This is a genomic window from Mesorhizobium huakuii (genome assembly GCF_030160235.1).
In the GTDB taxonomy this organism is placed as follows: domain Bacteria; phylum Pseudomonadota; class Alphaproteobacteria; order Rhizobiales; family Rhizobiaceae; genus Mesorhizobium; species Mesorhizobium huakuii.
Genome location: NZ_BSNY01000010.1, coordinates 149,553 through 170,295, shown reverse-complemented (window position 1 = coordinate 170,295; position 20,743 = coordinate 149,553). Strand labels below are relative to the sequence as shown.

Below are 20,743 nucleotides of genomic sequence, written 5' to 3'. Positions count from 1 at the left end.
AGACCAACACAGATTTGCATCCCCACATATCGCACAAGCTGCGCATGTCGGCGGCCAGGCATTTTGTGTGGCTCCACAAATGGCTGCTCGGCGGGCTGGCCTTGCTGGCGGTCGCTCTTGCCCTGGCGCTGGCGCGCTGGCTTGTCGGCCCCGAAGTCGTCGTCTATCGCGTGATCCGCGGCGATCTCACAAGGACCGTCGTGGCGAGCGGCCACGTCGAGACGCCCTATCGCGTGAATATCGGAACGCAGTACACCGGCACGGTCGCGGAGGTGCTGGTCGACGAGGGCCAGATCGTCAAACGGGGCCAGCCGCTCATTGTCCTGGAGTCCAGCGAACTGAAATCCGCGGTCGTCCAGGCGCAAGGCGCCGCCGCGCAGGCGGAGGCGCGGATGCGGCAGCTGCGGGAGTTCACGCTGCCGGCCGCGCAGCAGGCGCTCAAGCAGGCCGAGGCGACGCTGGTCAATGCCCACGCGGCCTACCAAAGGGCCGAACAGCTCTCCAAGGCGGGTTTCGGCACCCGCGAGACGCTCGACACCGCCACCAGGGATCTTGATGTCGCGCGCACCCAGGTTCGCACGGCCGAGCTCTCTGTCTACACCGCACAGCCCGGGGGCAGCGACTACGTTATGGCGCTGACCCAGCTCAATCAGGCACAGGCCAATGTCGCGACTTCGCAAGCGCGCCTTGGCTATGCGACCATCGCCGCGCCACGAGACGGCACACTCATCACCCGCAATGTCGAGCGTGGCGCCATTGTTCAGCCCGGAAACGCCCTCCTCGTGCTGGCGCCCGCCGGTGATGTCCAGTTGGTGTTGCAGATCGACGAGAAGAACCTCGGTCTCCTTCGGGTAGGTCAGGACGCACTGGTTTCAGCCGACGCCTATCCAGACCAGCGCTTCGACGCCAAGGTGTCGTACATCAACCCGTCCGTCGACATCACGCGCGCGTCGGTGGAGGTGAAGCTCACCGCAACAGCTCCCCCGCCCTATCTGCGCCAGGACATGACCGTCTCCGTGGACATAGAAATCGACAAGCGCGCTTCGACGCTGGTCGTTCCGGCGCGCGCGGTGCATGACCCGACATCCGCTTCGCCTTGGGTTCTCGTCGTTCGCAACGGCCGCCCACGCGAGCAGGCGGTCAGGCTCGGCTTGCGCACGAGCGACAAGATAGAGGTCCTGGAAGGACTTGCGCAGGATGATCTGGTCGTTCCGATCGCCGCCGGCGTCAGGGCCGGCCAGCGCATCAGGCCGGTGGCGTCATGAAACCCTGGCTGACATTTGCCTGGATCGCAGCACTGCGGTTTCTCGCCGAAGGCCGCATGCAGTCGGGATTCATCCTCAGCGGCATCGCCATCGGCGTCGGTGTCATCGTGTTCATGTCGGCGATGCTGACCAGCGTGCAGACCAACTTCACCAATCGCGTCCTCACTTCTCAGCCGCAGATCCAGCTCCTGGCGCCACAGGAAGTCGCCCGACCACTGAGATGGCATGATGGGGTGATCGAGGCCGCGATCGTCCAGCAGCCGACGCAGCGCATCCTTTCCATCGATCAGTGGCAGACGATCCTCGCCGCGATGCGCGCTCGGCCGGATGTGGTGATCGCAACGCCGACCGTATCCGGTTCAGCACTTGCCGTACGCGGCGATGCCAGCCGCAGCATCGGCATCTTTGGAATGCAGGCCGACGACTATTTCCGCATCGTTCGTGTGCCGAACTACATCGTCGCCGGCAATTCAGAGCTTGGCTCCGACGACATCCTCGTCGGCCTCGAACTCGCCAAGGATATCGGCGCGACGATCGGCGACAAGATCAACGTAACGACCGCCATTGGCGGCAGCCGCACACTGACAATCAAGGGAATATTCGATCTCGGCAACAAGGGCGCGAACGCGCGCAACGCTTATGTGGCGCTGCGGACGGCTCAGAGCCTGCTCGGGCTGCTCGGCGGCGTGACGACGATCGACCTCACTGTCACCGACGTCTATGCGGCGGAAACCATTGCTCAGGACATTCAGGCGACGCTACCGGTGGAGGCCGACAGCTGGATCAAGACGAACGCCCAGATATTCACTGCGATCCGGGCCCAAAACCTCTCCAGTGCCCTGATCCGCATCTTTGTCGGCCTGTCCGTGGCGTTCGGCATTGCGGCCGTGCTGGTGGTGTCCGTGCTTCAGCGTTCCAAGGACATCGGCATATTGCGCGCCATGGGTTGCGCGCGCGGACAAATCCTGAGGGTCTTCCTGATCCAGGGCGGCGTGCTCGGTTTTGTCGGCTCGTTGGCCGGAGCGCTGGTCGGCGCCGCCGCTCTCATGGTGTGGCACCGCTACGCACGACAGGCCGATGGCTCCGAACTGTTCCCCCTCTATATCCAACCGAGCCTGTTCGTATCTTCGGCGGCCCTTGCCACCATTACCGGGGTGATAGCCGGCATCGTGCCGGCGCTGCGCGCCGCAAGCCTCGATCCGGTGGATGCCATCGATGGCTGATCTGCTGGCTCTCGAAGGCATTCGCAAATCCTACAATGTCGGCACCCCGGTCGAGACCGAAGTGCTGCACGGCATAGACGTCACCATCCATCCGCGCGAATTCGTCGCCCTGATGGGGCCATCCGGATCAGGCAAGAGCACGCTGCTCAATATCATTGGCCTGCTCGATCGCCCGACCTCCGGGCGGCTATCGATCCATGGCGAGGACACGACTCAATTGTCGGAAGCCGCCTTGACCAGCCTGCGCGGCCACACGATCGGTTTTGTGTTCCAGTACCATTATCTGATCTCTGCTTTCACCGCGCGCGAGAATGTCATGATGCCGATGCTGCTGGATCGTGGCCGACCGGACGCCACGATGGAACGGCGCGCCGACGAGCTCCTGGACTGGGTCGACCTCGGCAGATGGCGCAACAATCGGGCGCTGAACATGTCGGGCGGCCAGCAGCAGCGCGTCGCCATAGCCCGCGCCTTGGCGATGGATCCGTTGCTGGTGCTCGCCGATGAGCCAACCGGCAATCTCGACACGGCCTCAGCCGATGCTGTTTTCGAATTGATGCAGCGCTTCAACAGAGAGCGCGGCACGACCTTCCTGATTGTCACGCACAACCATGATCTCGCCGGCCGCTGCGATCGGATCATCCAGGTCGTAGACGGCAGGATAACCGAGGACCGTATCAATGTGCTGGAACGCCATTCGCAGTGATGCTGCAAGCGCGGCTGGTATCTGGGGACTGATCGAGCAAGGATCCGGTCACCGAACCTAACCGCCTCCGATACTTCCGACGATCGGTCCGCCGCGATCCTGGAGGATCATGCCAACGACCCGGTTCTTGAAGAACAGCAGTCGCTGATTTCCGAGCTTTCGTCCGACGCCATTGCCGGGGGCCATCTTGCCGATCGACTGTCCGCACTCGGTACTCCTGCGCCGGACTTGAGCGCAAGCACCTTTGATCATCGGACTGCCGTGCGGTGCCGAGGCATCGCGCTATCCTTTGGTGGTTGCGCCTCTCAATTCGAGTTCCGGCGAATGACTTTTTCTCTCGCCATTGATCCCGATCAATGAGCGGCCACTCCACAACTGCTTTGATCCAGCTCATGTCAGGCTGGATGTTGCCACGCGGGGCGGTAACGACCCGAGATCGGGAAGTGGTTGGGCGCGTGGCCCCTCTTACAGCACCTGACAAGCGGGCCCGCTTCTCTCACCGGCTCCTAGGGAAACCTGAGGCGACAGGGTCGAGGCAGCGGGCTCGCATTCAACCCCAAATGCTAGGAGAAGAACCATGGCTGAAGCTGCCACCAAACTCCCCGTCAAGACAGACAAGACCACCGCCCCTGCCCGGTCCGACAACTGGACGGCACCGTTCGAAAGCCTGCGTCGCGAAATCGACCGGCTGTTCGACGACTTCCACGCTTTCGATTTCCGGCTGCCCTCGACCCGCTCCCTTTTCGGTCGTGAACTGCCGTCACTGCGCAGCGCGGATTGGCCGGTGGCGCCGGCGATGGACCTCGTCGAGAAGGAAAAGCAGTATGAGATCACGGCCGAGCTGCCCGGCATCGACGAGAAGAATGTCGAGATCAAGCTCTCCAACCGCATGCTGACGATCAAGGGCGAAAAGAAGGAAGAAAAGGAAGAGAAGGACAAGGACTATTATCTGTCCGAACGCCGCTACGGCTCCTTCCAGCGTTCCTTCCAGCTACCTGAAGGCGTCGACACCGACAAGATCGATGCAAGCTTCACCAAGGGCGTGCTGACGGTGAAACTGCCCAAGACCGCCGAAGCCCAGAAGGCCGAGAAGAAGATCACGGTCAAGGCTGCCTGATTGCCGTGGCTAAGGATCCTCAGCGCGCCTGACCGGCGCGCTGTTGGCCTCAGTCCCGGCGGTTGAAGATGGCGATTGCTTGCGAGCCTGTTGGCAACGGAGGAGGTCCCAGTATCGAGTTGGTGAGATAGGGAGCAATGGAACACCCTGCGACATCAGAATGTGCTCGCACAGGCCTTCGGACCATCTCCTCGGAAATCTGGGCGCTGGGCTTCGTGTCATTGTTGATGGACGTCTCCTCGGAGATGGTCCACGCCTTGCTGCCAATCTATCTCGTGACCGTCATGGGGGCATCGATGGTGGCGATCGGGACGATAGAAGGCGTTGCCGAAGCGACTGCTGCCATTACCAAAGTCTTCTCCGGTGCGCTGTCTGATTGGCTGGGAAAACGCAAGCTACTGGCCGTCATCGGCTACGCTCTGGCGGCCGTCACCAAGCCGGTGTTCCCGCTGGCTTCGTCAGTTGGATGGGTTATGGCAGCACGCTTTGTCGACCGGATCGGCAAAGGAATCCGAGACGCCCCCCGTGACGCTCTGATTGCCGATATAGCTCCGCCAGACCTGCGAGGCGCGAGTTTCGGTCTTCGTCAATCTCTCGACACGGTAGGCGCATTTGTCGGGCCGCTCCTGGCAATTGGCTTGATGTGGCTGACCTCCAATCAGTTTCGGATCGTGTTCTGGGTCGCCGTTCTTCCCGGCGCACTCGCGGTTGGCGTCCTTGCCCTTGCCGTTCGTGAGCCGGTTCGACCTGCAGACTTGCGTCAGGTGCGGGCTCCCCTGAGCATGCCAGAGCTGCGACGGCTGGGTTCGTCCTTCTGGCTTGTTGTCTGTGTCGCAACCGTGTTCACCTTGGCCAGGTTCAGTCAGGCCTTTCTCCTAGTGCGCGCACAAGGCATGGGTTTGCCAACCGTTCTCATCCCACTGATATTTGTGGTCATGAATGTAATCTACGCGCTCGCGGCCTATCCGGCGGGCGCGCTCTCAGACCGCGTCAATCGCCTGACAATGATAATTGTCGGCTTCTCGATCCTCATTGCTGCAGACCTTGTGCTGGCGCGCGCCGGAAGCCTTCCCGGTGTTGCGCTCGGCGTGGCCCTCTGGGGTTTGCATCTGGGGTTCACGGAAGGGCTTCTGGCAACGCTCGTCAGTGATACTGCGCCGCCGGAACTCAGAGGCACTGCCTTCGGCATGTTCAACCTTGCGGGCGGCTTCGCGTTGCTGGTGGCGAGCCTGCTGGCAGGCATGCTTTGGGAAATCTTTGGACCGCAAATGACCTTTTTGACGGGCGCAGGTCTTACAGCGCTGGCGCTCGCTGGTCTTGGAGTGGTTCGCTGGCGCGTTCCCACTCTTGGGGGCAATCAAAAAACCGAGACCGAAGAGGATGCAATGTCCAGCCAATCCTAAATGCGGCCAAAGCCATATTGCGGCGGGAGCGCCGACGAAAATCCTCGGCAGCGTTGTCGAGATATTGGGTGGCGATCATCAAAACACGAAGCTCGTCACTTGATCCAATCAGACGTTCGCATGCGGATCAATTCTGTCTACAAGCCATTTCATTGCACCCCAAGGAACACTCACGTATCGTCCGCGGCGGGGGTAACAACACGGATATTGTCGACCACGCGGACGGCGCCCGACGTGTTTTCGGCTGCGACGCGTATCGCGGCGCGCACATTTTCATCCGCGACCGTACCATTGAGATGGACGACACCGTCGTGAACGACGACGTCGATCGCGACGTCAAGCATCCAGGCCTTGTTTTCAACTTCCTCCATAATGCGCTTGCGGATTTCCAAGTCGCTGACGACCGATAAAGGGATTTCACCGACATGGCGCGACAGCGCCGACAATAGGTTGGAGCGGCTGACGATGCCGATTACTTTGCCCTCGCTGACGACCGGCAGCCGCTTGATGCGACGCTTTTCCATCAGGTCGACGATCTCGCCGACCGGCGCATCCGGGCCGACGCTTGCGACGTCGCGGCTCATGACGTGCTCGACCTCACGCCCATGCTCCTGAGCATACTCTCGCGCCAGCTGACTCCTATTCAGCCAGATCTCCAGCCATCGCGGGCGATGGCGCGCGGTTCCGATCTCCTCCCGACGCAACAGGTCGCGCTCGGTAACGATGCCGAGCAGCTTTCCTTGTGCGTTTACGACCGGCAGGCCGCTGATGCGGTGCTCAAGCATGACGCGCGCCGCGTGCTCGATCGTGGTGTCGGGGCGGACCGTGGTCGCCCCCATGGTCATGATGTCGCTGGCTCTCATTGTCTTGCCTCACTTTTTGTTGGTCGCAGTTTCCGCCATGGCGACCTTTCGCTTCACCGCGATGAAGCTGTCTGGACTGACCGAGATCGAGTCGATGCCGCAGTCGACGAGGAATGCCGCGAATTCGGGATGATCGCTCGGCGCTTGCCCGCAGAGACCGATCTTGGCGCCAGACTTGCGGGCCGCATTGATGACGTTCGAGATCATCCATTTCACCGCCGCATCCTGTTCGTCGAAGAGGTTCGCGAGCTCGGCAGAGTCACGATCGACCCCAAGAGTAAGCTGTGTGAGATCATTCGATCCGATCGAGAAGCCGTCGAAGCGTTTTGCGAATTCCGCCGCTAGAATGACGTTGGACGGGATTTCGCACATGACGAAAACCTGCAGGTCATCTTCGCCGCGCCTTAGTCCGTTCGCCGCCATGACCTCGAGCACCTGGTCGGCCTCATGGGTCGAGCGGCAAAACGGAATCATCACGATGACATTTCGAAATCCCATTTCGTTCCGTAGCCGGCGGATGGCTCGGCACTCAAGCGCGAAGCCCTCTCGGTAAAGCGGGGAGTAATACCGGGATGCGCCCCGGAACCCGATCATCGGGTTTTCCTCTTTTGGCTCGAACTGGGCGCCTCCTATCAGTCCGGCATATTCATTGGTCTTGAAATCGCTCATGCGCACAATGACGGGCTTTGGGTAGAGCGCCGCGGCGATGCGCGACAGCCCTCGCGCCAACCTGTCGACAAAATACTCCGTCTTGTCCGCATAGCCGACCGTCAATTCCGTGATTTCGCGCTTGGCAGCTTCGTCCTTGAGCTGGTCGTAGTGCACCAGCGCCATCGGATGAATGCGGATATGGTTGCTTACCACGAACTCCATGCGGGCAAGACCAACCCCGTCGGCTGGAAGACGCCACCAGTGCAGCGCGGCGGCAGGGTTCGCGAGATTGAGCATAATCTCGGTGTGCGTTTGTGGAAGGTTGGTCATGTCGACGATTTCGGTGTCGAAGTCGGCCGTCCCTTCATAGACAAATCCCTGATCGCCTTCGGCGCAGGACACAGTTACGGTCTGCTCACCGTGCAACAATTCGGTCGCGTTGCCGGTGCCGACAATTGCTGGCAAGCCGAGTTCGCGGCTGACGATGGCAGCGTGCGAGGTGCGCCCGCCGTGGTCGGTGACGATCGCTGCCGCCCGCTTCATGATTGGTACCCAGTCAGGGTCGGTGGTTCCCGTGACAAGAATTGCACCGTCGACGAAGTTGGCGATGTCGCGGGCATTTTCGATCAGGCAGACGCGGCCCGTGACGACCGCATCGCCGATCGCAAGTCCTGCGATGAGCTTTCTCCCCTTTCGCGTGATCGTGTAAGATCGGAAAGCTGCCGCTTCGCGACGGGATTGGACCGTCTCTGGCCGAGCCTGGACGATGAAGATATCGCCTGTCTCCCCATCCTTTGCCCATTCCATGTCCATGGGACAGCGGTAGTGGGCCTCGATCGCAGTTGCCCACCTGGCGAGCAACAGGATCTCATGATCTTCAAGCACGAAAGCCGTCCGCTCTATCTTCGAGGTTGGAACGTTTCGGATTGGGTTGTCGCCGGCGGCGTAGATCATCTTCTGCGCCTTGGCGCCGCACTTCTTGCCGATGATGGGCACAAGAGCGGGTGCGGAGAGCAGAGGTTTGAAGACCTGGTATTCGTCGGGATCGACGGCCCCCTGCACAACATTTTCGCCCAGCCCCCAGGCGGCATCGATCACGACGACATCCTTGAAGCCGGTTTCCGTGTCGATCGAGAACATGACGCCCGATCCGCCAAGATCCGAACGGACCATCTGCTGCACGCCAATTGAAAGTGCGACACTCATGTGATCGAACCCTTTTGCCTGGCGATAGCTGATGGCTCGGTCGGTAAAGAGCGATGCGTAGCAACGGCGGCATGCCACCAACAGAGCATTCTCACCACGAATGTTCAGGAAGGTTTCCTGCTGACCGGCGAAGCTCGCGTCGGGCAAATCCTCGGCGGTCGCGCTTGAACGCACGGCGACATCGACCTCTGCTTTTTCAATGCTCCGGCAAAGCGCGCGATAGGCGATCTTGATCGCGGTCGCGGTTTCCTCGGGCCAGTCGCCATGCAGAAACAATTCCCGAATGGCCTTGCCCGTCTCGGCAAGGGATGCCTTTCCAGCAATCATTTCGCCCAGCTGTGCTTGGATCCGCTCTTCCAGGCGGTTCGCGTGCACAAAGTCCCGATAGGCCTTGGCCGTCGTCGCAAAACCAGGCGGTACACGGATGCCTTTTGGTGCCAAGGCCTGCACCATCTCGCCCAGCGAAGCATTCTTGCCTCCGACATGGCCGACATCGCCGCGTCCGACCTCCTCAAATCGGGCCGTAAGCCTATCTACAAGTGCAGACCCTGCGTTCACCGGACTCTCCCTACGCATCGGGACACTCTGCGGAATTCACCTGCATAAGCCTTGATCCCAATCAAGAATTTGAGCCGAGTGCGATATCTTTGAGCCACGTCAAAGCGCCGACCGACCAGTTGCGCAACCTGCTTCAGCGCATCGACTTACGTGATTAGGCGGCGGTGGCTGGGTGAGGAAGATCTGGCGAAGTGACACAAATCCTGACCATTACGCTGAACCCAGCGGTCGACATGTCAAGCGAAACGGAAACTGTGCATCCCACTCGCAAGGTGCGAACCATCGACACAAGATTTGATCCCGGCGGTGGTGGCATCAATGTCGCCCGCGTGATCACGGCATTAGGAGGAGAAGCCGAAGCCTACTTCCTTGCAGGAGGAGAGACAGGCTCGCTACTGGCTCGCCTGCTGCAAAAGGAAGGAGTCCTCGGTCGTCATGTGCCAATCAAGGGCGATACCAGGATCAGCTTCATGGTTCGCGAGCGCAGCACGGGCCTCGAATATCGCTTTGTTCCCGAAGGGCCTTCGGTGCGCCTCGGAGAATTGAAGCCGTGTCTGGATATAATTTCATCTCACGCAGGGCAGTACGTTATCGCGAGCGGAAGTCTCCCCAAAAACACAGCTTCCGACATTTACGGCCGAATGGCCAAGTTGGCAGCAGCGCGTGGTGCAAGATTTGTTCTCGACAGTTCTGGCACCGGTCTCGGGACGACACTCATGCATTCTCGTGTCTTCCTGGTGAAACCGAGCCTTGGGGAGTTGGAGCAGTTCGTCGGCCACAAACTTGATGAACTGGGTGTCCGCCAAGCAGCGTCCGACATCGTCGCCCGTGGCGCGGCAGAACTGGTCGCGGTTACCATGGGGGCGGACGGCGCACTCCTTGCCAGCGCCAAAGGTGTACTCCGCGTACCTGCGATCAAGGTGCGCGCGCGTTCTACCGTCGGCGCGGGAGACAGCTTCCTAGGAGCGATGATCTGGGCACTTTCGGAAGGTAGGGCCCCTGAGGACGCCCTCAGATTGGGTGTTGCAGCCGGTGCGGCTGCAATTATGAGACCCGGCTTTGAGCTTTGCCGTCGAAAGGATGTGTTCGACCTCAGCGTGGCTGCATAGTCAAAATAGTGGCTGCCACCACCGAACAAAGCTGCCGGATGTCGAGGCCTGTTAGCCAGGCTGTCGAACAAGATCTGACGCGGACCTACCGCCCGAAGCACTGCTAATGCCTTCTGACAGAAATTCGGCTTGAGACAGCGCCACTGCCGCGCCTCGCAATCCTGCATCCAGCGCCTTGATCACAAAGATCGGGATCGGTTCAAGAAATGACGACAGGCGCCCCTTGTATTGAAACTCCCTATGGAAAAATGCCAAACGGAAAGCGGTGGCTTCTGAAGGGTCGAAAACCCTCGCGGGGATGCCTCCGCCAAGATAGACGCCGCCGCGGGCACCGTAGACAAGGGCCATGTCTCCAGCGAAACGGCCGAGCCATCTCTCAAGATATCCAAGAGCCTCAAGGGCGAGACGATTCTCGGCGTGCAGTGCCTGCTCCACAATCTCAGGTGCCGACGCCAGTACCGCTGCGCCCTCCTGCGTCTCGGCCAGCGCCTTGTAGATCTGCACGAGCCCTGGACCCGAAATCAGACGCTCTGCCGACACGTGCTTTTCGTTCTTTGCGATGCGATTGATGAGTGAGAGCTCATCCGCATCTTCGGCCGCGAAGGAAATGTGGCCTCCTTCGCTGGCAATTGAGATCCATCCTGACGGAGACGGGACAAGACCGGCGACGCCCAGACCCGTGCCAGGTCCAAGCACCACCTTCGGCGCGCGATCCACTGGCTCTCTTCCGCCGATCTTGTGGAGGTCGTGTGGGCCCAAGAAGGGCAGAGACAGGGCGAGCGCCTCGAAATCATTGACCAAATGAACATACTTGGCGCCGCTTGCCGAGCACAGATCCTTGCGCGAGAAGGACCATGGAAGATTTGTCATGCGGACGGTCTCTTCCGCAACGGGACCGGCAATCGCAAAACCAGCGATCGAGGGCCGATGCGGGATGCAATCCATGTAGGCTTTGACCGCGGCCTGGAGCGATGGGAACAGGTCGCACTGGAAACTGGCGAAATGTTTGATTGTGAGCTCATCGATGTCCGCAATCGCGAACCGCGCGTTGGTCCCGCCTATGTCAGCCACAAGAGCGGTGCGAGATTTATCGGGTAGCGTCATGTCTCCAACACTCACTTCAAATGAATAGGCTCAAAGGCAACGCACAACGACGCCGCCACCAAACACTTAACAGTATGAATGTTAGCACAGGCACCCAAAGCCATTTTGATTCACGTCAACGGGCAACCCGTGCCGCTGCTTGAGCTTCAATGATGAGCGCCTCTGGAAAAACGCATGGCCCTCGAAGCATTCAACACAAATGTAGTCGTTAGGCATGCCGATTTTGAAGTCCAAATCGGCCGCTTTCAGCGATGATTGCAATCATGGGCGCTGTCCACCCATCGGGGTAGCTGAAGCACTATTCGTCGACCGACGACGAGCGTCCCGCAGATGCCCTGCCCTGTGCAGCGCCCATCAAGGCGATCACGTCCTCGTCTCTCAATTGATGGAAATCGCGATAATAGAGGCCGATTGCCTGGAAAAATTCGGGCTCTTCAAGGCAGATGACATCGTCGGCCTCTTTCCTCAGTTCCTCGATCGTTTCAGGCGGGGCGACAGGAACGGCCGCTACGATGCTGCAGGGCTTGCGCCGTCGTAGGCCGCGGATCGCAGCCCGAACGGTTGCGCCCGTTGCGATCCCGTCGTCGACTATGATTGCTATCCTGCTCTTGACATCGACATGATGGCGATTGCCGACGTAGAGACGACGTCGGCGCTCGATCTCGGCGAGTTCCCTTTCGCATGACTTGTCAAACTCTGCCGCCGAAACCCAGGCAAGGCGAATGACATCTTCGTTGCGCACAACGATGGGATCATCGCCGTCGATGATCGCGCCCATGGCAAGTTCGGGGTGGGTTGGCACTCCAATCTTACGCACCAGAAGCAGGTCGAGAGGAGCCTTCAGATGGGAGGCGACCTCTGCCGCCACTGGGACGCCGCCTCGGGGCAAGGCCAGTACCACGACATTATCGCCTCGATAGCGATCAAGGGCCTTGCCAAGCCGTTTTCCTGCCTCGGAGCGATCTGCGAACAGCATGGGATCAAGCCTCTCTCGCATTGCGGGCGGCCGCCCGCCACGTCTTCAAAAGTCAGTCCGGTCTTGCCTGCAGATAGACCTGCGCTTTCGACTTGCCGATATTGATCAGGCCATGCCTTGCCGGCGAACCCGCGGAAAAACGCCATCCAGATACAGACAAAGATCGCCGATGGTGTTGCGCTCCATGACATGCAGCCGGAATTGCACCCAAAATGTCACGGGCAGCGGGCACGTCCTTGACACGCGTCAAAGTACGGATCGCTTCTGGCCACCATTGTGCCGATGATGATGATGATGGGACATCGGCAATTTGCGGAGCTGGCGGCGAAGGTGCGCTTTCTCAGCGATCCGGCGGCATACGGGGTTGCAACGACACATGTGGATGTCCGCGAGACGCATATGTCCTGGGTCTTCCTCACGGACGATCTGGTCTACAAGCTCAAGAAGCCGGTCAGGCATGCGTTCCTCGACTTCAGCACCATCACGAAGCGGCACTTCTACTGTGGCGAGGAATTGCGGCTGAACGCTCGCCTAGCCGCCGAAACCTATCGGCGGGTCGTTCCTCTTCGCCGCGACCTATCAGGCCGACTAACCCTCGGAGGTGGTGGCCGCGTCGTAGACTGGCTGGTCGAAATGAAGCGCCTGCCGCACGGCGACATGCTGGACGAGCGCATCGCCCTCGGACGCCTGGCGGCGACTGAGATAGACGACGTCGCCAAAGCGCTGGCGGCCTTTTATGCGCAACGCCAAGCTGAAATTGACGGCGGCGGCGCCTATCTGCGCCACCTTACTGAAGAGCAGCGCATCAACCGCGCCATTCTGCTCCGGCCCGAATTCGCGTTGGTGGAAATGGTGTCCGGCACTTTGGACACAGTAGACAGTCTGCTGCAGCGATTAAGGTCTCGGATCGAAGCACGAATCCTTCGCGGCGCCATCGTCGAGGGGCATGGTGACCTGCGCCCCGAACACGTCTGCATTGGTCAGCCACCCCAAATCATCGACTGCCTCGAGTTCAACCGATCGATGCGCATCGTCGATCCCTATGACGAGATCAACTATCTCGGCTTGGAATGCGAGATGCTTGGCGCGCCATGGATTCGGCCGCTCCTGGTCAAGGCTCTGGAGGGCCGGCTGCCGGACCGCCCTGATGCCGAATTGCTGGCGCTCTATGGCGGTTTCCGAGCTTTGCTGAGGGCCCGTTTGGGGCTCGCGCATCTCCTTGAGACACCTATCCGTCATCCAGAAAAATGGCGCCCGCAGGCGATCGGCTACATCAGGCAGGCGGAGCGCGAGATTTTCAGTCATCAATCCCGATCAGGTCGGAAATCGATCCGGGCGTGTGGAGACGCCTGATCGCCTTGCCAATCAGGCGACCGATCGGCAGAATGTCCAGGGGCGCCTGCGGGTGACGGGCTTTGGCTAGTGCGGCCGAGTCCACGCTGTCAGTGACGGTGATGCGGTCTATCGCCTGGCTGCCGAACAGCATTTCGGCCCCCTTGCCAAACAATCCGTGCGTGGCGATCGCATGAACGGTTCGGGCGCCGCGTTCACGACAGGCAAGTGCTGCGCGCAGCATGGTGCCACCAGTGCTGATCATATCGTCGACGATGAAAACGGCATGGTCGACGACGTCGCCAGCGAACAGTTCGCCGGAAACCACGTTCCGGCTGCGGCGCTTTTCCATGAAGCCGAATCCGATTTCTTTATCGCTCTCTGCCTCCAGAACCTCTTTGAGCAGTTGCGCGCGTTTCACGCCACCGCCATCGGGCGAGAAGATGGTCACCGGCAGGTCGCCGGCCAGCTTGCCTATCAGTGGAGCAAACAACTTTCGCGTATCGAGATGCACGCTCTCGCATCGAAAGGCATTCTGGAAAGCCGCGAAATTGTGGACGTCGAGCGTGACAATCCGGTCGGTGCCCATAGCCTCGAAGAGTTGCGCGACATAGCGCGTGGTGACGGGATCGCGCGCCTTGGTTTGCCGGTCCTTGCGCGCATAGGCGAGATAGGGAACGACCGCCGTTGCACGCGCAGCACCGTTCTCCTTGCATGTCGCCAGGAAGAAAAGGAGCTTGCACAGTCTGTCGTTGGCAGAGGCGCTGCCACTTCCAGCGAGACTGTGCAGCACATAGACATCCCTGCCGCGCACGCTGACCAGCGGGCGAGCCTTGTGTTCCCCATCCTCGAAATCTCTCTCTTCATGAGGGTCGAGTTCGATCGAAAGCACTTGCGCTACGGCCGCGCCAAGTTGTTCCGAACCTTTGAGAGCGAAGAAACGCATGTTTCCTTCTAACCGGTTTGGAGAACTGATGGATTGACGCGCGTCAAGGATGCGAGCCGCCGCATGGCCTCGGAATGACTATCGACCATCTTCAACACTTGCGTAGGGGAGAACCGTGCCGGAGCCGCGGCAAAATCGTGAGACCAAGTCCGGGCGTCAGGCCAATGAAATGGCAGACCTTGCAGAGCCTGGCAGCCCAACATCGGGAACTCGCAGCTGATTACTCGGAAGGCATTGTCGTGCCCGGCATGCAGGACCCGCCAGCCCGGCCCGCTCGCCTGGCATGGTCACCACGATGGTTTGATCCGGCTCAATGCGAACATCTCGCTTCATGCGCCAGAATGAGAAGATAAATTGAAGGAGCGATCGTATGACACACACTTCAGTTACGGGTTTTACCCACGCCGCCGAGCAGGCCCAGCAATGGGTGAACGAGTTGGCCCGAGATTTGGGCTGGAACGAACAAAATACATACCGATTTCTGAAATCCGTCCTGCACGCATTGCGAGACTGGCTCTCGCCAGCGGAGATGGCTGATCTCTCAGCTCAGTTGCCCACACTCATCAGAGGCATGTATTTCGAAGGTTGGAAACCGGACAGCCCGACATGGGAAAGGAAGAAGAGCGACTTCGTTATTTGCGTCAGGAGCAACTTCGGGGACGAGATCGACATCGATATCGATCAGGCGATCAGAGCCGTTTTCAAATTACTCGACCGCCACATATCCCATGGCGAAATCGTCCAGGTTCGGAACTCGATGAAGAAATCGCTCCGTCAACTCTGGCCGGTGGATTGATCCATATTCCGGGATCAACAAGGAGGTGGGAAAAAGACGTGACGTCGAGGTCGTGAAACTCTGTCTGTATCAGCCGACCGTATTTGCGCAGCCGCGAGGTGATGTCCCTGGCGCGCCGGGTGCTATAATCCAACCAGAATAGTTTGGGCGATCGGCGGCCGTTCGATTGGATTGTGCCCCGGCATCAGAACCGCTCGCCGACCATGCTTCGTTCTGTGCCCACACGGTCGCAACATGTCCAGGAAGATGACGATTTTAGATGTTCTCTATACGGAGTGCATTTTCGATAATGATCGAAGCCTTGGACGACAAACGGCATTCCCAAGCCGAGGTAAATCGGGTTCAGGCTCAACATGAGCCAATACGACCTGACCGACCTCGGGTGGCACGTGAACGAACTGCACCTACCGCGGCAGTCTCATCGACTTCCGCTTGGTGTTTGGGTGGGCGGGCTTGGCCGGGGGCTCGCGCCCGGCCCGCCTGGTTCCACAAGGGGTTAACTCCCCGGTGTGGATAGTCCGAAAGGTTTAATCGCGCGATTGCCAATCAGCGATGGCTGGTGCGGGTCCCGCCCCCGCCGGCCTGCCGCGCAGGCCATTCGGCCATCGGCTTGCATCAAGCCGCTTAGGTGGGCATGCTTGTCGAATAACCTGAGCTTTTCAGGGTAGCCAATTCGGATCGTGCGTCCGCAACCTTCGCATCGATATTTGGACACGACGCGGAACCAACTTCCACGCTTGACGAGAGGGAATTGGCAGCCCGGACATTGGTAGGTCAGATCGACAGAAGTTAAGCTCTCAGAAAGTGTCATCTTCGACCTCTCAGACCAAGCAGCAATCATTCAACTGAGGCAGCAACGATAAATCGCGCAACCATCGACACGCTTGACTCAGATCAACCCGGGTCGATGCGTGCGAAGATAGGCTTCCTCGAAAAGGAGGCCTCTAATGTTGCACGAGCCGTTGCATTTTAGGTTTGCCAGGTCGGTCAACATCCAGTGGCATAGCGAAAACCTGGCGCCACGGGAGCCGACTTCCAACGACGGCCTATCTTGGCATTTGAGGCATGCTATCCGCTGCAATTGCTATCGCCTTCCCGGGGAAGTCGCGCGGGAACTGGAGCGGCGCCAAATCTTCGCCTATATCTCCGACCCTGACTGAGTGCTCTGTCAGCAGCCATGGCACGGTCGAAGGCAGCTTTGATCCATAAAGCGAACATCGCCCATTACTGGCGAAGATTGATGGCTGTACAATTAGATCCCCTTAAGCGTCGGCAGATTTCCCGTTTGCTGGATGCGGAATACAAGAGGCTCCAACGAGCCCAACGGGTGGATGGCGCACGTCGCCAAAATAGCAGGATGCCGTCTGGAGGGATTGGTGCTTCAGCGGCAACAACGGCGGTGGATTCCGCCTCTGCGCAGCATCACTCGAGAGCTTGAGAGGGCGCTCCGAGCCTAGCGGCCGCGCAGGAGTTTGTCGTAGTATGCCTTGACGGTCCCATAGCACTCGCAGGAGCTTTCCAACAGGCCCTCTGCATTGGTGATTTCGATGTGGCCCCGGTGATATCGGATGAGGCCGGCCTGCTGGAGTGTATTCGCAACGATCGACACGCTGTTGCGTTGAGTGCCCAGCATCTGAGCCAGAAACTCCTGTGTAAATGACAGGGTGTCGCTTCCGGACAGATCGCGGGCACGCAGCAGCCAGCGTGACAAGCGCGCCTGGACCGTATGAGACGCATTGCACGCAGCTGACTGCAGCGCTTGCGCGAAGATGACCTGTTCGTGCCGCATAAGGAGCGCACGAAAGGGCGCGCTTTGGTCGGCCGCCGCCCGCAGACGGGAGGTCTCCAACACCGATGCGTTTCCGGACAGTTGAATGATGGCTGTGTTCAGAGAGATCTTGCCATCCAGTGCGGCAAAGGCGCCGAACAGGCCGTCACTGCCAACCATTGCGACTTCTACCGTTGCTCCCGTTTCGAGCCTCACCACCATGGAAATGATCCCGCCATGGGGAAAATACACTTGAGCAATTTCGCCGCCGCCTTCGACCAAGACGGTTCCTTGCACCAGCTCGACGGGTTTCAGGTGGGGGCGTAGAAATTCGAACGCTTCGGGCGCCAGCGACGACAATAGACGATTTGGCGAAACGGCAGCCATGGCGCTCTCGTGGAACAGGCGGGAGCGCAGCGAACTCTCAGTCGCCGGCGCCTCAAGCTGTGACCGACGATGAGCCAATAGGTAGCTCCGCATGCGGCAATTGGCAAGCAAAGCCAGATAGTCCGCACTCAAGAAATGGCTATGCACGGTACCGGGCAGACGCCGAGCCTCGCCGGGGGACAGATTGCGCGTAAGCGCGGCTTCTGAACCATGCCCGATCGGAGTGAGAGGTATTCAAGCGTCACCATTCCGAGGCGCTTATGCTCAGCGCCGCTGACTTAAGGTGTCCATCACACGCTTCGGTCCGTCGAGGGAACGCCTGATGCCACACAGATACGCTGAGTTTGTGCACCTGGAAAACATCAAGCACTTCGAAGAGAGGCTGGAGACGGAATCCGACCTCGCAACCCGGAAGACGCTTTTGCAGCTGCTGGACGAGGAACGGACAAAGCTTTCGCAGATAGATGCGGCGACACGCAGGGCCGACAAACCCAGTGTAAGCCGCGGATAATCGTCATATTCTGGTCGCCTTTAGACACTCATTCTTTCTGTGGAGCTTGCGATGGACAGCGTGACGCCTGGCAGCAATGTCAATCCTTGCGTTGAAGTCATGGAAGCCTGCGGAGAGTGGTTCGTCCGCGTAGTCGATGGCGACGAAGAACTAACCCGAGCATTCGAACTGGAGTCATTCGCCCTGGCCTATGCCGAGGGCCAGCGAAGACGTCTCGGACTTGTCGATTTCGATCGGCTTTAAGCTGTCTGTTGGGGAATGACCGGTGCGAGTGGGGCTTTGGGAGACGTACGCCGAACTGGGCCGGAACACCGGTTGGGAGAACGACGGAAATGGCTTTGTGCAATGAGCTGAGCAACGTGCCGATGCAGTTCCACTGTCCAGCCTGTTCACACCCTATGGTCAGGTCTGGTTCCTGGCTCCGCACAGTCGGAAGCTTCAGATGCGACAGCTGCAAAGCTATGGTGCGCATAGGCTATGAAAAGAAGCTGTCGATTTTTTCAGCGCACCTGAAATTCCGGCAACAGCCTGGTGGCGGCGGGGCGCCATCACGCCTGGCCCACCAGGCGGATCGATCAAGTCCGCGCTTCCCTCTGCATGGAGCATAAAACCTGGCGGCCCGGCGGTTGACGATTTGGGGCACTCGGTCAGCTGCCGGGCCTAACCGGCGGTTGTTGGGGTGTGTGTGTCGCCGCCGGCTCGGGCAAAATGCGCCGAGCCCAAGAGACTGGCATCATTCGAACGGCAAGGCGAGCTTGGACGAGGCACTCCCGGAAGAAGCCAGCGACCCATCCCGGCGCACAGTCGCATCGACAAGCCAGGCACCACCCGGTCCAATCGATAAATTAGATATCGCTAATTCTTGACGCCGCAATTTCGCGCTCCAGAATCAAGGTATGGCACGGGGTAGCATCAAGGTCGGCGACGAGGTGGCAATCATGGCCACCGTCATCAAGCGCGTGACCGACGACCGCATCAGCGTTTCAATCCCAAGCTATAATTTCTCCCATTCCATCATTGATCGGACCACCGAGGTCGTAAAGGGCCAGCCAATCGAGTTGATCGGCGACGTCGCCCGGATAGACGAGGGCAAGGTGACGGTGACATTGGGAACCTTGGTCACGGTCGATCAGGACAAGGTGCGCCTGGTACAGAGCTACGTTCCGCTGACGCGAAACAAGGCGCTGATCGATGGGGCAGACTGACAAGAGATCGGCGACAGGCAGTCCCTAAGTTAATTGCGCTCCGTTAGAAAGCGCGCCTCGCGCAACGGCCAGTTCCAGTCGGTGCCGATGAGCTTGATCAGGTCGTTCGCCTGCTGCTCGGAAATGTCCCCACAAAGGGCGGTTGCCACAGCCACCGGCCGCCTTTCCCCCATCTATTCATTTTCACGAGACCCTTGATGGCAAACGAAGCCACAGTTAGATCCCCCGCTCATGAGGTAAGCGCAACTCCGTATGACGCTGATTGCCAGGATGCTTTAGCTTCCCATGTCGATGACCTAATAAACCGCGCCGAAACAGCCGGTTGGAACCGAACCCGTGTAGCGTCGGCATTAATGTACTTGGGTGCCAAGCGGCTCGCTTCGACATAACAAATCGATTAGGCGTGCGGATTTCGGCTTCGCAAAGGCTGCGACACCATGGTTACGGTTCGGAACCGCCACTCGCGGGCAAGAACTAGTTTGGAAGGAGGAAGTCATGGGAAGCGAGACCCCTCATCGGAGCGATAGGCCTGACGTCTCGCCCAGAAGTGAACCAGGTCGCCGGATCGATACGGCGCCGTGGGCAGCATTCCTAATCTGGTTCGGGGCCTCGATCCTCGCCAATGTCGGATGAGGATGGTTTCTCGCCGGCTTGGCATCATCGTTCTTTCGGCACAGGCGACCTTGCGGATAGCAAGCGAAAAGAATGACGGCCTTTAGCGGATCGGCGGGGCTGTGTTTATTATCGCGGGCATCTGGGAAATCTTCAACTTGCAGTGGCCCTTGCCCCGCTTCTCAAAATCCTGCTTGAGGTCGGCCTTGTTTGGCGCGCGTTCTTTAGCGGGCCAAGATCAACACGCTGAGCAGTCGCGAGCAACCACGCTCCTCAGCCCTGTGGTTGGATGTCGGCTTTGGGGAAGCGGCAAAACTAATCTAAACGTCTGAATTGAGGCGCGAAGCTGCCGTTCAAAACATGATGCTTGGAAGTCGTGCCGTCGCGCTTTCGGACGCAACGTGGTCTATCCCTTCCAGAGCCATGCAAAAGCCGAATCTAGTATCCTACTTTGTCCATGAGCACCCGCAATTCGGACTGCGGAGTGACCCAGAAAATTCGAAAAGCTTCCAGGAACCCCAGGGGAACTGAAGGCCGCATCGGACACTGCGGTGCCACGGAAATCGTGGCGAACGTCTGCGACGAAGCGACCAATATCGTCGGCAAAAGAGCATCCGAATAGGATTGTCGGCGGCTCTGTCGTGGGAACGAAAAAAGAAGAGAAGCAGAACTTTTGTGTGCGATTTTTGCACACGGCCTCCCACAACTATCTGATATTACTTATCTATCTGCCCGATCCATCATGGGTGCAATAGCCACTCTATGATCTTGATATTTCGCCATTTTTTAACATCAAATCACTGGAATTGAGCGACCGAAACCGAGTACCAGGTCGATCGAGGTGAAACGCCGGCGAATTCCCGTATAGCGCGCCAGAAAGCTTTCGGCGAACTCATCGACCTTCATATCGACGACATGTGCGATGTAGGCAAGTCCCGTCGCCGCTCCGAGACCGTGGCACGTTTCGGCAGAGCGCAAAATGGGGCGGTACAACCGGCCCATCCT

At 59.3% G+C, this 20,743-nt stretch carries 18 protein-coding genes; 10 read left to right on the top strand and 8 right to left on the bottom strand.

Features of this window, described 5'->3' with window-relative positions:
• Positions 1 to 44 precede the first annotated feature (44 nt).
• The 5 genes from QQK95_RS04055 to QQK95_RS04035 all read left to right on the top strand — a co-directional run bounded on the left by QQK95_RS04055 (position 45) and on the right by QQK95_RS04035 (position 5,714).
• Positions 45 to 1,265 carry an efflux RND transporter periplasmic adaptor subunit gene (locus QQK95_RS04055; protein WP_284269418.1) on the top strand — a complete coding sequence of 407 codons (1,221 nt, stop codon included), beginning with the start codon at positions 45 to 47 and terminating at the stop codon, positions 1,263 to 1,265.
• A complete protein-coding gene (locus QQK95_RS04050; protein ID WP_284269153.1) occupies positions 1,262 to 2,488 on the top strand; it encodes an FtsX-like permease family protein in 1,227 nt (408 codons plus the stop codon). The genes QQK95_RS04055 and QQK95_RS04050 overlap by 4 nt, the downstream gene beginning before the upstream one ends.
• A complete protein-coding gene (locus tag QQK95_RS04045; protein WP_284269151.1) occupies positions 2,481 to 3,194 on the top strand; it encodes an ABC transporter ATP-binding protein in 714 nt (237 codons plus the stop codon). Before QQK95_RS04050 ends, QQK95_RS04045 begins: the two co-directional genes overlap by 8 nt.
• A 577-nt stretch (positions 3,195 to 3,771) precedes the next feature.
• A complete protein-coding gene (locus QQK95_RS04040; protein ID WP_284269149.1) occupies positions 3,772 to 4,311 on the top strand; it encodes an Hsp20/alpha crystallin family protein in 540 nt (179 codons plus the stop codon).
• A gap of 137 nt (positions 4,312 to 4,448) precedes the next feature.
• Positions 4,449 to 5,714 carry an MFS transporter gene (locus QQK95_RS04035; protein ID WP_284269147.1) on the top strand — a complete coding sequence of 422 codons (1,266 nt, stop codon included), beginning with the start codon at positions 4,449 to 4,451 and terminating at the stop codon, positions 5,712 to 5,714.
• A gap of 170 nt (positions 5,715 to 5,884) precedes the next feature.
• Here QQK95_RS04035 and QQK95_RS04030 read toward each other — a convergent pair whose 3' ends face one another.
• On the bottom strand, positions 5,885 to 6,577 hold the full coding sequence (locus QQK95_RS04030) for a CBS domain-containing protein (protein ID WP_284269145.1): 693 nt from the start codon (positions 6,575 to 6,577) through the stop codon (positions 5,885 to 5,887).
• Positions 6,578 to 6,586: 9 nt separating this feature from the next.
• Entirely contained in the window at positions 6,587 to 9,010 is a 2,424-nt protein-coding gene (ppsA, locus tag QQK95_RS04025) for a phosphoenolpyruvate synthase (RefSeq protein WP_409371650.1), read from the bottom strand.
• A gap of 173 nt (positions 9,011 to 9,183) precedes the next feature.
• On the opposite strand from ppsA, the gene QQK95_RS04020 reads away from it, so the two are divergent.
• Positions 9,184 to 10,101 carry a 1-phosphofructokinase family hexose kinase gene (locus QQK95_RS04020; protein WP_284269141.1) on the top strand — a complete coding sequence of 306 codons (918 nt, stop codon included), beginning with the start codon at positions 9,184 to 9,186 and terminating at the stop codon, positions 10,099 to 10,101.
• A 51-nt stretch (positions 10,102 to 10,152) separates the two neighbouring features.
• On the opposite strand, the gene glk is transcribed toward QQK95_RS04020, so the two are convergent.
• Positions 10,153 to 11,205 (bottom strand): glucokinase, encoded by a 1,053-nt coding sequence (gene glk / locus QQK95_RS04015; RefSeq protein ID WP_284269139.1) that lies wholly within the window; start codon positions 11,203 to 11,205, stop codon positions 10,153 to 10,155.
• A 298-nt stretch (positions 11,206 to 11,503) separates the two neighbouring features.
• Positions 11,504 to 12,181 carry a phosphoribosyltransferase gene (locus tag QQK95_RS04010; protein WP_284269138.1) on the bottom strand — a complete coding sequence of 226 codons (678 nt, stop codon included), beginning with the start codon at positions 12,179 to 12,181 and terminating at the stop codon, positions 11,504 to 11,506.
• Between the two features lie 282 nt (positions 12,182 to 12,463).
• Here QQK95_RS04010 and QQK95_RS04005 point away from each other — a divergent pair, with 282 nt between their 5' ends.
• Positions 12,464 to 13,534: a hypothetical protein gene (locus tag QQK95_RS04005; protein WP_284269137.1), complete on the top strand. Its 1,071-nt coding sequence runs from the start codon at positions 12,464 to 12,466 to the stop codon at positions 13,532 to 13,534.
• On the opposite strand, the gene QQK95_RS04000 is transcribed toward QQK95_RS04005, so the two are convergent.
• Entirely contained in the window at positions 13,479 to 14,459 is a 981-nt protein-coding gene (locus QQK95_RS04000; protein WP_284269136.1) for a ribose-phosphate diphosphokinase, read from the bottom strand. The genes QQK95_RS04005 and QQK95_RS04000 overlap by 56 nt on opposite strands.
• A gap of 370 nt (positions 14,460 to 14,829) precedes the next feature.
• On the opposite strand from QQK95_RS04000, the gene QQK95_RS03995 reads away from it, so the two are divergent.
• Complete coding sequence (locus tag QQK95_RS03995; protein ID WP_284269135.1) at positions 14,830 to 15,255, top strand: DUF2267 domain-containing protein; 426 nt, start codon at positions 14,830 to 14,832, stop codon at positions 15,253 to 15,255.
• 1,453 nt (positions 15,256 to 16,708) lie between these two features.
• Here QQK95_RS03995 and QQK95_RS03990 read toward each other — a convergent pair.
• Positions 16,709 to 17,410 (bottom strand): Crp/Fnr family transcriptional regulator, encoded by a 702-nt coding sequence (locus tag QQK95_RS03990; protein WP_284269133.1) that lies wholly within the window; start codon positions 17,408 to 17,410, stop codon positions 16,709 to 16,711.
• Between the two features lie 562 nt (positions 17,411 to 17,972).
• Here QQK95_RS03990 and QQK95_RS03985 point away from each other — a divergent pair.
• Both QQK95_RS03985 and QQK95_RS03980 read left to right on the top strand, forming a co-directional pair.
• Positions 17,973 to 18,164 (top strand): hypothetical protein, encoded by a 192-nt coding sequence (locus QQK95_RS03985; protein ID WP_284268333.1) that lies wholly within the window; start codon positions 17,973 to 17,975, stop codon positions 18,162 to 18,164.
• 695 nt (positions 18,165 to 18,859) lie between these two features.
• Positions 18,860 to 19,126 (top strand): hypothetical protein, encoded by a 267-nt coding sequence (locus QQK95_RS03980; RefSeq protein WP_284269132.1) that lies wholly within the window; start codon positions 18,860 to 18,862, stop codon positions 19,124 to 19,126.
• Positions 19,127 to 19,155: 29 nt separating this feature from the next.
• Here QQK95_RS03980 and QQK95_RS03975 read toward each other — a convergent pair whose 3' ends face one another.
• On the bottom strand, positions 19,156 to 19,281 hold the full coding sequence (locus QQK95_RS03975; RefSeq protein ID WP_284269130.1) for a hypothetical protein: 126 nt from the start codon (positions 19,279 to 19,281) through the stop codon (positions 19,156 to 19,158).
• Between the two features lie 1,249 nt (positions 19,282 to 20,530).
• Positions 20,531 to 20,740 (bottom strand): hypothetical protein, encoded by a 210-nt coding sequence (locus QQK95_RS03970; RefSeq protein ID WP_284269128.1) that lies wholly within the window; start codon positions 20,738 to 20,740, stop codon positions 20,531 to 20,533.
• Between the last annotated feature and the right edge of the window lie 3 nt (positions 20,741 to 20,743).